A 15,120-nucleotide genomic window follows, 5' to 3' on the forward strand; every position below is an offset into this window, starting at 1 on the left:
GCATTTAAGCCAAGGTTGCGTCTACAACGCGCTCTAGCCTCGGTGAATGGCTGATTATCAGCCGATGGCATTTACCCATCATTCGCTGTATGCCAGATTTGACCGCTGATAACTTTCCTTACAGCTCTCGACTACAGTCTGCCCATGCCTGCCCAACTCAAGCGTCGCCTGTCTATTTTCCTGCTGCTCGTCCTGCTGATTGCCGGGGGCTTTTTCGCCCAGTGGTTCTTCAAGGGGCGATTCTATGAAAGCACCGACAACGCTTATGTCCAGGGCGAGATCACCCGCGTGTCGAGCCAATTGGGCGCGCGAATCGATCAGGTGTTGGTGCAGGACAACCAGCACGTCGAGAAAGGTCAGCTGCTGATCAAGCTCGAAGGCGATGACTTCCACCTCGCCGTCGACCGCGCCAATGCCGCCCTCGCCACCCGTGAAGCCGAACGCCTGCAAGCCCGAAGCAAACTGACTCAGCAAGCCAGTCTGATCGCTGCCAGCGAGGCGCAAGTCGCGTCCAGCCAGGCCAGCCTCGGTCGTTCGCAGATCGACTTGTCTCGCGCGCAAACCCTGCGCAAACCCGGCTATGTCTCGGAAGAACGGGTGACCACCCTCTCCGCCGACAACCACATCGCCCGCTCGCAAGTGACCAAGGCCCAGGCGGACGCCCAAAGTCAGCGCCAACAAATCAACTCCCTGGCCGCCGAGATCAAACGCCTCGACGCGATGATCGCCAACGCCAAAACCGATCTGGCCCAGGCCGAACTGAACCTGACCCGCAGCGAAATCCACGCCCCCATCAGCGGCCTGGTCGGCCAGCGCGCCGCCCGCGAAGGCCAGTATGTGCAGGCGGGTGCTTACCTGATGTCGATCGTCCCGGATCAGGACATCTGGATTCAGGCCAACTTCAAGGAAACCCAGATCGGCCGCATGCAGCCCGGCCAAAAAGCCGAACTGATCTTTGACGCCTACAGCGACATGCCAATCGATGCGCGAGTCGACAGCCTGTTCGCCGCCTCGGGTGCGCAGTTCAGCCTGTTGCCGCCGGACAATGCCACCGGCAACTTCACCAAAGTCGTACAACGGATTCCGGTAAAACTGACCTTCGCCGCGAACAACCCGCTGCAAGGCAAGATTCGTCCGGGCATGTCAGTCACCGCCAAAGTGAACATCAAAGACGCCCCTGACGATGGCCGGTGATCAACTGATCCGCCCGGTCGGCGAACCGACCCGGCGGGACTGGATCGCAGTAATGAGCGTGATGCTCGGCGCCTTCATGGCGGTGCTCGACATCCAGATCACCAACTCATCGCTCAAGGATATTCAGGGCGCGCTGTCGGCCACCCTGGAAGAAGGCTCGTGGATTTCCACCTCGTACCTGGTGGCGGAAATCATCATGATCCCGCTGACGGCGTGGCTGGTGCAGTTGCTCTCGGCGCGGCGGCTGGCGGTGTGGGTGTCCCTCGGGTTTCTCGCTGCTTCCCTGCTCTGCTCCATGGCCTGGAGCCTGGAGAGCATGATTGTCTTCCGTGCCTTGCAGGGCTTCACCGGCGGCGCGCTGATACCGCTGGCGTTCACCCTCACCCTGATCAAACTCCCCGAACACCACCGCGCCAAAGGCATGGCGATGTTCGCCATGACCGCGACGTTCGCGCCCTCCATCGGCCCGACCCTCGGTGGCTGGCTGACCGAGAATTGGGGCTGGGAATACATCTTCTACATCAATATTCCTCCAGGGCTGATCATGATCGCCGGCCTGATGTACGGCCTGGAGAAGAAAGAAGCTCACTGGGAACTGCTGAAAAGCACCGACTACCTGGGCATTCTCACGCTGGGCGTCGGCCTCGGTTGTTTGCAGGTGTTTCTGGAGGAAGGCCATCGCAAGGACTGGCTGGAATCGAGCCTGATCGTAACCCTGGGCAGCGTCGCGCTAGTCAGCCTGATCACCTTTGTGATCGTGCAGACGTCCAAGCCCAATCCACTGATCAACCTCGGCATCCTGCGTAATCGCAACTTCGGTTTATCGAGTATTTCCAGTGTCGGAATGGGTGTCGGACTGTATGGCTCGATCTATCTGTTGCCGCTGTACCTGGCACAGATCCAGAACTACAACGCCCTGCAAATCGGCGAAGTGATCATGTGGATGGGCGTGCCGCAGCTGTTTCTGATTCCGCTGGTGCCGAAGCTGATGAAGTACGTCTCGCCGAAATGGCTGTGCACGTTGGGTTTCGGGCTATTTGGATTGGCGAGTTTTTCATCGGGGGTGTTGAACCCGGACTTCGCCGGGCCGCAGTTCAATCAAATCCAGATCATCCGCGCGCTGGGCCAGCCGCTGATCATGGTGACCATCTCGTTGATCGCTACTGCCTACATCCTGCCGCAGGACGCGGGGTCGGCGTCGAGCCTGTTCAACATCCTGCGCAACCTCGGCGGCGCGATTGGCATCGCCCTCCTCGCCACGTTGCTGGATGCGCGAACCAAGACTTACTTTGATTATTTACGTGAAGCGATTGTGCCGACCAACCCGCAGGTAGCCGAGCGCATGACGTCGCTGACGGATCGGTTTGGCAGTGAGACGGCAGCGCTGGGTAAGCTCAGTGAAATCGCGCATCAGCAGGCATCGATCATGGCTTACAACGATGCGTTTCACTTTGTCGGGATTGCGCTGGGGATCAGCATGCTGGCGGTGTTGCTGACCAAGGCGTTGCCGGCGGGATTGAAGGCTGGGGAAGCGCATTAATTTCGAGTCATGCACGAACCTGTGGCGAGGGGGCTTGCCCCCTCGCCACAGGGACCGCGTTTCGCCATCAGACGGTGATCAACCGCTCACGCAACTTGCCAATCTCGTCGCGCATCTGCGCCGCTGCTTCGAACTCCAGGTCGCGGGCGAGTTGGTACATTTTCTCTTCCAGCGCCTTGATACGCTTGGCGATCTCGCCCGGCGAGCGCAATTCGGCTTCGTACTTGGCGCTCTCCTCGGCGGCCTTGGCCATGCCTTTGCGCTTCTTGCTGCGCGACCCCGGCACGGTGGCACCTTCCATGATGTCGGCAACGTCCTTGAACACGCCTTTGGGCGTGATGCCATTGGCCAGGTTAAAGGCGATCTGCTTGTCGCGACGACGCTCGGTTTCGCCGATCGCCCGCTCCATAGATCCAGTGATGCGATCCGCATAGAGAATCGCCCGACCATTGAGGTTGCGCGCCGCCCGGCCGATGGTCTGGATCAGCGAGCGTTCGGAACGCAGGAAGCCTTCCTTGTCCGCATCGAGGATCGCCACCAGCGAGACTTCCGGCATGTCCAGACCTTCACGCAGCAGGTTGATCCCCACCAGCACATCGAAGGTGCCCAAACGCAGATCGCGAATGATTTCGACCCGCTCAACGGTGTCGATGTCCGAGTGCAGATAACGCACCCGCACGCCGTGGTCGGCCAGGTAATCGGTCAAGTCTTCAGACATGCGCTTGGTCAGCGTGGTGACCAGCACCCGCTCTTCCAGCGCCACGCGCTTGCCGATTTCCGAGAGCAGATCGTCGACCTGAGTCAGCGCCGGGCGGATTTCGATTTGCGGGTCTACAAGGCCAGTCGGGCGGACCAGTTGCTCGACCACGCGACCGGCGTGCTCCGCCTCGTAATTGCCCGGTGTGGCCGAGACAAAGATTGTCTGCGGGCTGATGTTTTCGAACTCGTCGAAACGCATCGGCCGGTTATCCAGCGCAGACGGCAGACGGAAACCGTATTCCACCAGCGTCTCTTTACGCGAACGGTCGCCCTTATACATGGCGCCGACCTGCGGCACGCTGACGTGGGATTCGTCGATCACCAGCAAGGCGTCAGCCGGCAGGTAGTCAAACAAAGTTGGCGGCGCCTGGCCGGATTCACGGCCCGACAGGTAGCGCGAGTAGTTTTCGATGCCGTTGCAGTAACCCAGTTCGAGGATCATCTCCAGATCAAAACGGGTGCGCTGCTCCAGGCGCTGAGCCTCAACGAGCTTATTGTTGGAGCGCAGGTAGTCCAAGCGCTCCTGCAACTCGACTTTGATCCCTTCGACGGCACCCAGCAGGGTTTCTCGCGGGGTTACGTAGTGGCTTTTCGGATAGAACGTGAACCGCGGCAGCTTGCGAATCACTTCGCCGGTCAGCGGATCGAAGGCGGACAGACTTTCAACTTCGTCATCGAACAGCTCGATGCGGATCGCTTCGAAATCGGATTCCGCCGGGTGGATATCGATCACATCGCCGCGGACCCGGAAGGTTGCACGGGCAAACTCCATGTCGTTGCGGGTGTATTGCAGATCTGCCAGGCGACGCAGCAACGCACGCTGATCGAGCTTGTCGCCACGATCCACGTGCAGCACCATCTTCAAATAGGTTTCCGGACTGCCCAGACCGTAGATGCACGACACCGTGGTGACGATGATCGCGTCCTTGCGCTCCAGCAGTGCCTTGGTCGCCGACAATCGCATCTGCTCGATGTGATCGTTGATCGAGGCGTCTTTTTCGATGAACGTATCCGACGACGGCACGTAGGCTTCGGGCTGGTAATAGTCGTAGTACGAAACGAAGTATTCGACGGCGTTGTTCGGGAAGAACGCCTTGAACTCGCCATACAACTGCGCGGCCAGGGTCTTGTTCGGCGCCAGCACCAGGGTCGGACGCTGAACCTGGGCGATCACATTGGCGATGCTGAAGGTCTTGCCCGAGCCGGTCACACCGAGCAACGTCTGGTGCGCCAGCCCGGCTTCGATGCCCTCGACCATCAGGCGGATGGCTTCCGGCTGATCGCCGGCGGGCTCGAAGCGGGTGACTAGCTGGAATTCAGACATGAAAAACCTCTGGGTTCGCGCCTGTCCGGGCGAACCGGGCAGCAACGGGAAAGACCGCAAACGACCGATGTCGCCCGAGGAAAAAACTGGATTGTGCTCAATGTGGAGCCGATTGCCCGCGCTTTCAAGGCAATCGTCCTACATCGGGTAAAACCTTTGACGATGCCAATCGACTAACGGTCGAGAAATAATCGGAAAAACTTACCGTAAAAGCCGAATCGTCTGTCGCCATCAATCGCAGATGGCCTCTATACTAGCTCCCCGTTTGTGCACCGCTCTAGTGCATTCGGCTGGAGCGCGACACGTCCCTCCACTTTCCATTCAGAGCCGCCGCAAAATGAGCCTGTTCTCCGCTGTCGAAATGGCACCTCGTGATCCAATCCTGGGCCTCAACGAAGCATTCAACGCCGATACCCGTACCAACAAGGTCAACCTGGGGGTCGGTGTTTACTGCAACGAGGAGGGGCGAATTCCACTCCTGCGCGCCGTTGTCGAAGCCGAGACGATTCGCGTCGCTCAACACGCTTCCCGTGGCTACTTGCCAATCGACGGCATTGCCGCCTACGACCAGGCCGTGCAGAAATTGCTGTTTGGCAATGACTCGCCACTGATCGCCGCTGGCCGCGTCATCACCACCCAAGCCGTTGGCGGTACTGGCGCACTGAAAATCGGTGCCGACTTCCTCAAGCAACTGCTGCCGAACGCTGTCGTGGCGATCAGCGACCCGAGCTGGGAAAACCACCGCGCGCTGTTCGAAACGGCCGGTTTCCCGGTGCAGAACTATCGCTACTACGACGCCGCGACCCACGACGTGAACCGTGTTGGCTTGCTGGAAGACTTGAACGCCCTGCCATCCGGCTCCATCGTTGTCCTGCACGCTTGCTGCCATAACCCGACCGGCGTGGACCTGAGCCCGGCGGACTGGAAAAACGTTCTGGACGTGGTGAAAGCCAAAGGTCACGTACCGTTCCTCGACATGGCCTACCAAGGCTTTGGCGATGGTATCGACGAAGACGCCGCTGCCGTGCGTCTGTTCGCTGAATCGGGCCTGACCTTCTTCGTCTCCAGCTCGTTCTCCAAATCCTTCTCGTTGTACGGCGAGCGCGTTGGCGCCCTGTCGATCGTCAGCGAATCGAAAGAAGAAAGCGCGCGCGTGCTGTCGCAAGTCAAACGCGTGATCCGCACCAACTACTCCAACCCGCCGACCCACGGTGCAAGCATCGTCGCCGCTGTACTGAACAGCCCGGAACTGCGTGCTCAGTGGGAAGAAGAACTGGCTGAAATGCGCCTGCGGATTCGCGGCATGCGCATCCAGATGGTTGAGCAGCTGGCGAAGCAAGCTCCACAGCGTGATTTCAGCTTCGTCGGTCGTCAGCGCGGCATGTTCTCCTACTCCGGCCTGACGGTTGAGCAAGTGACCCGCCTGCGCAGCGAGTTCGGTATCTACGCCCTGGACACTGGCCGCATCTGCGTTGCCGCGCTGAACCAGAGCAACATCGACGTTGTGACCAAGGCCATCGTTGCGGTGATCTGAGTCGTGCGGTGATACGAAAAACGGGAAGCCAAATGGCCTCCCGTTTTTTATTTGTCTCAGATAAATCCCAGCGCAGCAAACGACCACTCTAGACTGCACACATATTAAATGTGGGAGCTGCGGTGCGGCGATCCGACTTGCCTGCGATAGCGGCCGGCCAGCCAACATCAATGTTGAATGTGATGACCTCATCGTCGGAACGCCGCCCGGACCAAGCTCGCTCCCACAGGTTTTATGTACACCCAAGAATTCTTACGAGAGCCGATATGAAAAACGATGACCTACGCGCCGACCGCGATGAGCTGGACCACTTTGTGCCCCGCACCCCGGCCAAACGCAGTAACAACCTGGTGATGCAAGTCGCTGCCGGCGTGTTTCTCGGTGGCCTGGCCTTGTGGCTGGTGCAGTTGGCCGCAACGATGCTGTACGCCAAACTGATGCTCGCCACTGTCACCTTCGGCGGTTAGGCCAGTTCGGTTGCGCGCTGGCTGGCAGCGTCGTCATAGGCGACGTAGAGCGATTCGGCGACCTGGCTTTTGATGGCCTTGGCGCTTTCCAGGCCCAATACAAAACCTTCCGCCTTGCCGCCGGCACGGTTCAATTCGTCAGCGGTGCTGGCCTGAGTGATTGCGTCGAACAGTTTTTCGGCGTGCGGGCCGACGCCTTTGGGCAGGCTGATCTGAGCGATGCTCATGCGAACACCCCGTTGTGACGAGGTGTGGTGATTGGGTGATTCATGGCGCGTACCTTTTCGGCGAATGGCCGGCAGCGCGTGTAACCACTTCCGGGCGGCCATGGTAGACCTCTGAAGCGATTCTGGTAACCGCCCACGGTCGATAAACCACCGTCCGTCCCCATGAACCTGCCAATTTGCTAACAGGTGCTTGACTTCTCTTTTTGAATCAGTAACATACACGCCATTCCGCGATAGCTCAGTTGGTAGAGCAAGTGACTGTTAATCACTGGGTCCCTGGTTCGAGTCCAGGTCGTGGAGCCAGACAAGGTTCCAGAGAAGGCTTTCAAAATCTCTGACCTCCCCGAAAAACCCGCCTTATGGCGGGTTTTTTCGTTTTGGCGTTCTGTTGGATTCCGGTAAGTACCAGCCATTTTAAGGGTAGAGTTTGGGATAAAGATCAGTTCGATAAAAGGGAGTACCCTTATGTCGCGCACCACTGCTCCACTCTCCGACGCCGCTTGCCGTTCGGCCAAGCCCACAGACCGCGCCTACAAGCTTTTCGACGGCGACGGCCTTTACCTTCTAGTCCAACCCAATGGCCGCAAAGGCTGGCGTCTCAGATACGTCAAACCTGATGGCCGGGAAGGACTGACCTCATTCGGTAACTACCCCATCGTTGGCCTCGCCGATGCGCGCCGCAAGCGCTTGGAGGTCAAGCGAATGCTGGCGGATGGCACTGACCCTATAGGAGCCAAGAACCAAGCCAAGACGGACGCTCTGATCAAAGGCCGCACCTTTGAAAGCGTTGCCCTCGGCTGGCACACGGAAATGTCAGCCAAGTGGGCACCGGACTATTCCAAGACAGTGATGAGTCGCCTCAAAACTCACCTCTTCCCGCTGATCGGCGCTCGCTCTATTGTCGATCTGGACACCCATGATCTGATGCAACCTCTGGAAGCGATCCAGAAACGCGGCACGATTGACGTCGCTTTAAGGGTACAAAACCACCTACAAAGCATCATGCGCGAGGCGAAACGTGCTCGACAGATCGCGGCAAACCCTGCCTCCGACCTTGAAGGTTTGATCAAAGCCCCGAGGGTGATTCACCGCCCTGCTTTACCCTTATCGCGTCTGCCTGAATTGCAGGAGCGTATCGACACCTACAGAGGTCGCGCACTTACCCGGCTGACGGTCTTGCTGTCGCTGCACGTGTTTGTACGCTCCAGCGAGCTGCGCTTCGCCCGCTGGAGCGAGTTCGACCTCAAACGTGGCGTCTGGGAAATACCCGACACGCGACCAGCGTTGGAAGGCGTACCCTTTTCCACAAGGGGTACGAAGATGGCAGGCGATATCCATCTTGTACCCTTATCGCCGCAAGCGATCGCCCTGCTCGAGCAGATCCACGCAATCACAGGCAAATTTGACTTGGTGTTCGCAGGCGATACCAAGTCTTGGAAACCAATGTCCGAACACACGGTGAACAGCGCGCTTCGGAAGATGGGGTACGACACCAAATCCGAGATCTGTGGGCATGGGTTTCGTTCGATGGCCTGCAGCGCACTGATCGAGTCAGGTTTGTGGACGGACACAGCCATCGAGCGGCAGATGAGCCACAAGGAACGCAACAACGTCCGCGCCGCTTACATCCACAAGGCCGAGTTCATCGAGGAGCGCAGGCTGATCATGAACTGGTGGAGTCGCTACCTTGAGACTAATCAGCAGAAGCATGTCAGCCCACGCGAATTCGCCAATCAGACGGGTGCGAATGTCACTCGCCTAAAAGCAAAACGTGGCGCAACTGAGTAAGCGCTCGGTTCTCATACCTCAGTGATCCGCTTGTCCACGCGGGCCCATCCAAACAGGGCTGCAAAGCCGCCCTGCTTGGATGGACCTCACTTGAAAAATCTAAAAATCGGCGCAACCGTCTTATGGAAACCAATGATTTCCATAGACAGCTGATGTCATTCTCAGCCGCAGAATTCTCGGAAAAACGAGCCTTGACCCTGTTTATCCGTGGGCGTAGAAAAGACCGTGCAAGCGCTGTCGTTGACAGCAACCCAGGTAGCCAGAACCTTTAAGGCTACGCCACACCGTGGTGGTTCTCCCAAAGTGCGATTAGCGTCCGGCGGCTCGCACGCTCACAGCGATGTGATGGATGCCTACTTTTACCAGTGTGCCCACTGCGGCAACTTCCCCCTTTCATAGCTGCCTTGCAGCAACCTATTCGCTTGGCCATTTTATTGCGCCAACCTGCGCCCGTCTCTTTCTCCCGGAAAGAGACGGGCGCTCCTACCACTGCTGCAGCCCACCTCGTACAAGGCTTTGCGGCATTCCCCCTCGTGACAATCGGCGTGACAAACACCGAAGTCACCAGCAACAGCGATGCAGATGATGGTGCCGCAGCCCACGGAATGGACTGCACCTGACTGACAGTCAGGCATGCCCCGGTCATTGCCTCGCTGCCTTCACCCGACTCAGGATCTCGCGGCATTGGTCTCGTCAGCCAGCGCAGCCTCCACCCGCCCACTTCTTCGGAAGTGTTCAGGAGGCCAGATCATGAGATGCCCAAGCTCCCGGTCGTAAAGAGCCGCCAGTCCCGCGTTAGTGGACACCCCTCACAGGTCGCAGGGGCCTTGATCCCTGATAACACTCAACATCCTTGGCGGGATGACGTGGGGAAAGTTTCAAAGGTTTGGCTTCGAGAGGAGTTCGATCATGGCACCAGCGGGCAGGCGAGATAGACGCAATTTTGGCTATGGCCGGCAACTGAGCTATGCCGGGCCGCAGGCATTGTGCGATCTATTTGGCGGCGGGCATTACGGCACGGTGCAGGCGCACAGTGATCGCTGGTAGGCGTTTGTTCGGTGGTGTCGCTTGGAGAATGGACCAGGGTTTAACGATGCGCGACAAATTGATCGGCAGGCCTTGCTGGACTACGCCGGACATCTGCGTCAGCAAGTTGAATAAGTGCGATATCGGCATCGCCACCGCGCAAAACCGGTTGTCCAGTGTGAATCGAACCATGACGGCGCTCCGCGGCGATCAGTATGTGAGCGTCTCGACGATGCCTGACAGCAAGCGGTGCTGACAATCAACAGTCCAGTAATTGTCATCCCTATGAAGCGATTTCCTATTGTTCGGGACCAAATTATCAATACCTTCGATTGCGTTGATAGTGAAAATCAGCACGAACACATTGTACGCCTACCAACTGGATGGTAGCTTATTAGCAAGTTTTTAGATAACTGTAATTAACACCATCCCTGTGAGAATCCCATGCAAGATTGGAAGCAAACCCGCAAAGACATCAATACTCGCTTGGTAGAACTAAACGGCCTGTCTCCGGAAACAATGAAAGGCATGGCGGCGCTCGGCGCTGCCGGCGGCAAGACCAATCACCTGGACGCGAAGACCCGCGAACTGATTTCCCTCGCCGTGGCCGTGACCACCCGCTGCGACGGTTGCATCGCCTTCCACGCCGCCGAAGCCAAGAAACTTGGCGTCACCAGTGAAGAAGTCGCCGAAGCACTGGGCGTGGCAATCAACATGAACGCCGGTGCCGCGTTGGTGTACAGCACACATGTGCTGGACGCATTCGATAAGTCGTAAATCAAACGCTAACTTTCAACCTGTTAACGACTTCGAGACTAATCATGAATAAGCTGTTCACCCCTTACGATCTGTCCGGTACTGCGCTAAAAAACCGGGTCGTTATGGCCCCCATGACCCGCACCCGGACACTAGACAACATCCCTAACGAGTTCACCGCGCTGTATTACGCACAGCGTGCTTCTGCTGGTCTGCTGATCACCGAAGGCCTGCCGATTTCCGACGAAGCCCGTGGCTACCTGTACACCCCAGGTATTTATGCCGACGAACACTTGCCAGGCTGGCGTCAGGTCACCGACGCGGTGCATGCCAAGGGCGGGAAGATCTTCGCGCAGTTATGGCACGTTGGCCGTATGTCCCATATTTCGGTGCATGGCATGGTTCCGGTTTCTTCGGGTACTCAGCCGGCGGTCGATACCACGGTGTATGCCTGGATCGAGCCTGGTGAATCCGGCGCTGTGCAACCCAGCGTGCCCCGTTCGCTGGAAACGGAAGAAGTGAAACGTGTCATCGCTGACTTTGTGAAGTCTGCGCGTATGGCGATGGAGGCCGGTTTTGACGGTATCGAAATCATGGCTGCCAACGGGTTCCTGTTCGATCAGTTCCTCAGCAGCGCTTTGAACACCCGTACCGACCAGTACGGTGGCTCGATCGCCAATCGCCAGCGCTTTCTGCTGGAAACCATTGACGCGATTTCTGCCGAAATCGGCGGCTCGAAGATTGGCGTACGGTTCTCGCCGTTTGGCCGCCTGTATGACTTTGGTGTGTACGAAGGTGAAGCAGAAACCTGGATGAGCATGGCGGCAGCGCTTAATGAACGCGAACTGGCCTACGTCCACCTGAACTACCAACCGACCATCGTCGCCGCTGAAACGCCGCCGGGGTTCGGCGCCGCGTTCCGTGAAGTCTACAAGGGTACCTTGATGGCCGCCGGTGGGTTTAACCAAGCCCTCGCTGAGTCGGAACTGGTTAAAGGTGAACTCGACTTGATCGCCTTCGGTACGGCCTACATCGCCAACCCCGATTTGGTGGAGCGCATGCGGAACGGCTGGCCACTGGCAGAGGGTGATCGCGCGACTTACTACGGTGTCAGCGATCGCATTGCCAAGGGTTACACCGACTACCCGGAATACATTGCAGCCAAAGCCTGATTATTCGCTGTTTCATCACTGTCCACTTCAGACGTTAAGGAGCACACCATGCCTCTCGTTACCATCAAAGGCATTGAAGGCGTTTTTACCGACAAGCAGAAAGCCGAAGTCATCCAGAAAGTGACGGACGCCATGGTGTCTGTAGAAGGTGAAAACATGCGCGCCCTCACCTGGATCATCTTCGAAGAGGTCAAAAGCGGAGATTGGGGAATCGCTGGCGAACCCGTGACTGCGCAGGACATATTGAAACTGCAAGTAGGTAAATAAGGGTTCCATCCCCAAGAAGCGACTCTCTGGTCGCTGGGCATCTTTATGCCCACCGACCAGAGAGTTTTTTCGTTCTGAATGAACTCGCGATTTGTCGTGGAATGCTCCCAATGATTCTGATCATTACGCTCACCTAGAACAGGCAGAGCTTCTAGCATTGGTCGCTACAAAGCCCGCGAACGAGCGGATCGATTCCGTCGCCTGAACCTGGAGATGCTGGAAGAAATGGCCGCGCAGCCGGTAGATGATACCGAGTTCAAGTATGACGCCTACAAACGGGCCAACGAGCTGTTAACGGAAATCTTCAACGAAGACCGCGCTCATCCCATCGATAACTGGTCCGGAGCAAATCCACACCCGAGGGATGAAAAAGAACGCCAGGCTGATCAGCCTGACCGCTGATGGAGGAGGTTCGGTTAAATCGCCTCTTCCAACTCCGCAAGAATGGCTTTTTTCATTGTTCCAACTGAACGGGATCCGGGTATGACCCGCAGCAGCCGCCCCTCATGGAACACTGCCAAGGATGGCACCGCCCGGATACCGTACATTTGCGCGATCGTCGGAGACACCGCCACATCAATCTTTGCAAAAGCCGCCAGGGAGTGAAGCTTTTCTTCCAAAGCATGAAAGACCGGCTTCATCTCCTGACAAGGCTTGCACCAGGACGCTGAAAACAGCACGACGCTGCTGCCTTTGGCCACAAAGCGGGCGAACTGCTGAGCACTCAACTCAACGATACGGCTCATTTGGATCTCGCTCTCAATATGGATGAAGGGCGGCACAACCCAGTGCCGCACCGCTTCTGCTGATCAAATTTTGCAGCCATCTATGCCGCAGACTTGACTGCTGAATGCGTCATCTTCGACTTTCGACTTCTCCTGCATCTTGTTCAGCGCTTCAAGAAAAGCAGCCTCAGGCTGAGCACCGGACAATGAGAAGGCATTATCAAATACAAACAAAGGCACGCCCGAACCTAGTTGCGCGGCGATATGTTCGTCTTCCTCCATCTCTACGCGCAATTCAACGGATGACCACGCCCGTTGGATTAACGCGTCCGAAACACCTACGGCCTTGGCTATGGCCTCCAGGCTGCCGCGATCAAACAGCGACTGACCATGGGAGGTGCTTTGCTCATACAGCGCCTCGACCAAGCGTTTTTTAACGACTTCGTCCGCAACCGCCTTGACCAGTACATGGGCATCTGCGGTATCGCCAAACAGCATGCTGTCAAAGCGGTAGTCAAGCCCATCGGCCCGACCATATTTACTGACGGTGTTCATCATTGCGACAGCGGAATCCGGATTGCCGAGCTTGCGTTTAAGGGCCGCGATCATAGGCTCTGGTGCGTGATTCGCCGCCAGACGATAGGCCCTGACGTTGATTTGTACATTGTCTTTTTCAGCAAATTTATCGAGCGCCTGCTCGAATCGGCGCTTGGCTACCCAGCACCAAGGGCAAACAAAATCAGACCAGATATCCACTGCATATTTTTTCGAAGAAGTTTGCATGTCTAGTCCTGTACTCAAAGAAATTAAGACCGCGTTACCAGCGTTTCAAGCAAATGATCGAAGCCTGCCAACGGGTCGGTTGATCGGCCCAATGTCCAATCGATAAGGCTCGCGCCCTCCAAGCTGCTCAGCAGCATGAACGCGTAGGTCTCAACGGGTTTGTCCAGCGACCAGTTGCGCTGCCGGCCCCCTGCATTGAGGGTGGCCTGAAGCCAATCGAGCTGGGTTTCAAAGAACGCCCGAGTGAGCCCTTGCAGCGACAGCGGCAGTGCCGCCATTTCTGCCGCCAGGGCACCACACAAGGGCAGCAGCCCCTCGTTGGCGCTGAGGATGAAAAGCCGGGCAAAACCACGAAGCCGCAGCAGCGGATCGACATGCGTTTCTTCGATCGAACTGAGGGTCGCATCGAAGCGTTTGATGTAGTCCTTGATCAACTCCGCGCCCAGGCTTTCCTTGGTCGGGAAGTGATGGTGAATACTGGCTTTTCTAATGCCGATCTGCGCCGCAAGATCGGCATAACTGAACGCGGAATAGCCCTTGGAGCGCATTTGGGTTTCCGCAGCTCTCAACAGCGCTGCTTTTGTCGTGATCGACATTGAAGACTCCTGCAGCCAGCATTCAGCCTACTTTCACTTGTACTGAGTGAAGGCGTGAAAGCTCCCGCGATGGGAGCTTTCATCAGGCCGCGCTCGCCACTGTGGTCAGGCCCGAACAGCCATAATTCCAGCATCCACGTCCCAGATTGCGCCAGTCACCCAGGACGTCTTATCCGACAGCAGGAACAGGATGGTGTTGGCGACGTCTTCGGGAACGCCGACTCGTCCCAACGGGTGGAAATCGTTCAGCGACTTCATCGCTTCCGGGATCGCCTCTTTGTCCATGAACCCTTCATAGATCGAGGTGTGAACGATCCCTGGCGAGACAGCGTTGACCCGAATACCCGAGTGAGCCAACTCAATTGCCAGGTTGCGTGTCAGCGCATGCAAACCTGCCTTTGCCATGGAGTAGGCAGAGGCCGGCGAACCTGCCAATGCGGCCTGTGCACCGATGGAGCCGACGTTGACAATTGCCCCTTCAAGCTTGGCGGCCAGCATGTTCTTGACCACGGCCTGAGTGATGAAGAAGGTCGCGCGGTTGAGCGACAGGTACATGTCGTACTCGGCCTCATCGTGCTCGGTGAACGGCTTGGGAATAAAGATCCCGGCGGAGTTCACCATCAGGCTGATATCGCGATGGTTGGCATTGATTTCCATACGAACGAAATTCATGCCCTCTTCAGTCATCAGGTTGGCGACGATCACCGACACAGGGCCCAGCGAGCTCAGCTCGTTACGCACCGCATCAGCCTTGTCTTGCTTGCTGCCGGTGAGAACTACGCTGCCGCCTGCCTTGAGCACCATGCGGGCCGTTTCCAGGCCCATGCCACTGGTGCCACCGACAACTAGCAGTTTTTTACCTTTGAAAAAATCGTTCATTGCAGACTCCGGTTATCCAGAACTAATTAGGGTCGGCACCAAGGCGGCTGGCTGCCTGCTGGTGCACGCAAGGTTTGAATCTC

The 15,120-nt window shown here is 57.4% G+C and carries 14 protein-coding genes, 1 tRNA gene and 2 pseudogenes; 11 read left to right on the top strand and 6 right to left on the bottom strand.

All coding sequences use genetic code 11. The features are described 5' to 3' along the window. Positions 1–144: 144 nt before the first annotated feature. Together ACMXYI_RS27665 and ACMXYI_RS27670 are read left to right on the top strand one after the other, a co-directional pair. Positions 145–1,194 carry an HlyD family secretion protein gene (locus tag ACMXYI_RS27665; protein WP_415770141.1) on the top strand — a complete coding sequence of 350 codons (1,050 nt, stop codon included), beginning with the start codon at positions 145–147 and terminating at the stop codon, positions 1,192–1,194. After that, a complete protein-coding gene (locus ACMXYI_RS27670) occupies positions 1,184–2,734 on the top strand; it encodes an MDR family MFS transporter (protein WP_415770143.1) in 1,551 nt (516 codons plus the stop codon). The genes ACMXYI_RS27665 and ACMXYI_RS27670 overlap by 11 nt, the downstream gene beginning before the upstream one ends. A 67-nt stretch (positions 2,735–2,801) precedes the next feature. Here ACMXYI_RS27670 and uvrB read toward each other — a convergent pair whose 3' ends face one another. After that, the gene (gene uvrB / locus ACMXYI_RS27675; RefSeq protein ID WP_415770145.1) at positions 2,802–4,817 is read right to left on the bottom strand and encodes an excinuclease ABC subunit UvrB; all 2,016 of its coding nucleotides are present in this window, start codon (positions 4,815–4,817) and stop codon (positions 2,802–2,804) included. A gap of 337 nt (positions 4,818–5,154) precedes the next feature. Between uvrB and ACMXYI_RS27680 the strand changes: the two genes are divergently transcribed. Together ACMXYI_RS27680 and ACMXYI_RS27685 are read left to right on the top strand one after the other, a co-directional pair. Continuing rightward, a complete protein-coding gene (locus tag ACMXYI_RS27680) occupies positions 5,155–6,351 on the top strand; it encodes an amino acid aminotransferase (RefSeq protein WP_415770147.1) in 1,197 nt (398 codons plus the stop codon). 266 nt (positions 6,352–6,617) lie between these two features. Next, entirely contained in the window at positions 6,618–6,818 is a 201-nt protein-coding gene (locus tag ACMXYI_RS27685; protein ID WP_095128607.1) for a hypothetical protein, read from the top strand. On the opposite strand, the gene ACMXYI_RS27690 is transcribed toward ACMXYI_RS27685, so the two are convergent. Further along, on the bottom strand, positions 6,815–7,045 hold the full coding sequence (locus ACMXYI_RS27690) for a hypothetical protein (protein ID WP_033061947.1): 231 nt from the start codon (positions 7,043–7,045) through the stop codon (positions 6,815–6,817). The two genes, ACMXYI_RS27685 and ACMXYI_RS27690, sit on opposite strands and share 4 nt — an antisense overlap. A gap of 227 nt (positions 7,046–7,272) precedes the next feature. On the opposite strand from ACMXYI_RS27690, the gene ACMXYI_RS27695 reads away from it, so the two are divergent. The 7 genes and pseudogenes from ACMXYI_RS27695 to ACMXYI_RS27725 form a co-directional block, all read left to right on the top strand. Next, positions 7,273–7,348: transfer RNA gene (locus ACMXYI_RS27695), tRNA-Asn, on the top strand. Between the two features lie 162 nt (positions 7,349–7,510). After that, complete coding sequence (locus ACMXYI_RS27700; protein WP_415770148.1) at positions 7,511–8,833, top strand: tyrosine-type recombinase/integrase; 1,323 nt, start codon at positions 7,511–7,513, stop codon at positions 8,831–8,833. A gap of 909 nt (positions 8,834–9,742) precedes the next feature. Beyond that, positions 9,743–10,085 (top strand): annotated as a pseudogene (locus tag ACMXYI_RS27705) (integrase domain-containing protein); the annotation flags it as partial. Between the two features lie 218 nt (positions 10,086–10,303). Further along, a complete protein-coding gene (locus ACMXYI_RS27710) occupies positions 10,304–10,636 on the top strand; it encodes a carboxymuconolactone decarboxylase family protein (protein ID WP_014860758.1) in 333 nt (110 codons plus the stop codon). Between the two features lie 44 nt (positions 10,637–10,680). Beyond that, on the top strand, positions 10,681–11,787 hold the full coding sequence (locus ACMXYI_RS27715; RefSeq protein ID WP_415770150.1) for an alkene reductase: 1,107 nt from the start codon (positions 10,681–10,683) through the stop codon (positions 11,785–11,787). 48 nt (positions 11,788–11,835) lie between these two features. Next, positions 11,836–12,054 (top strand): tautomerase family protein, encoded by a 219-nt coding sequence (locus tag ACMXYI_RS27720; RefSeq protein WP_415770152.1) that lies wholly within the window; start codon positions 11,836–11,838, stop codon positions 12,052–12,054. A 156-nt stretch (positions 12,055–12,210) separates the two neighbouring features. After that, positions 12,211–12,456, top strand: a pseudogene (locus ACMXYI_RS27725) (glutathione-regulated potassium-efflux system protein KefC); the annotation flags it as partial. 14 nt (positions 12,457–12,470) lie between these two features. Here ACMXYI_RS27725 and ACMXYI_RS27730 read toward each other — a convergent pair. From ACMXYI_RS27730 to ACMXYI_RS27745, 4 genes are all read right to left on the bottom strand, one after another. Next, positions 12,471–12,800, bottom strand: a complete 330-nt coding sequence (locus ACMXYI_RS27730) for a thioredoxin family protein (RefSeq protein ID WP_415770154.1) — start codon at positions 12,798–12,800, stop codon at positions 12,471–12,473. Positions 12,801–12,863: 63 nt separating this feature from the next. Continuing rightward, entirely contained in the window at positions 12,864–13,562 is a 699-nt protein-coding gene (locus tag ACMXYI_RS27735) for a DsbA family oxidoreductase (RefSeq protein ID WP_415770156.1), read from the bottom strand. A 23-nt stretch (positions 13,563–13,585) separates the two neighbouring features. Continuing rightward, on the bottom strand, positions 13,586–14,158 hold the full coding sequence (locus ACMXYI_RS27740; RefSeq protein ID WP_415770157.1) for a TetR/AcrR family transcriptional regulator: 573 nt from the start codon (positions 14,156–14,158) through the stop codon (positions 13,586–13,588). A gap of 105 nt (positions 14,159–14,263) precedes the next feature. Then, a complete protein-coding gene (locus ACMXYI_RS27745) occupies positions 14,264–15,037 on the bottom strand; it encodes an SDR family NAD(P)-dependent oxidoreductase (RefSeq protein ID WP_415770158.1) in 774 nt (257 codons plus the stop codon). Positions 15,038–15,120 lie beyond the last annotated feature (83 nt).

The sequence above is a fragment of the Pseudomonas lyxosi genome, from assembly GCF_047758685.1.
GTDB lineage: Bacteria > Pseudomonadota > Gammaproteobacteria > Pseudomonadales > Pseudomonadaceae > Aquipseudomonas > Aquipseudomonas lyxosi.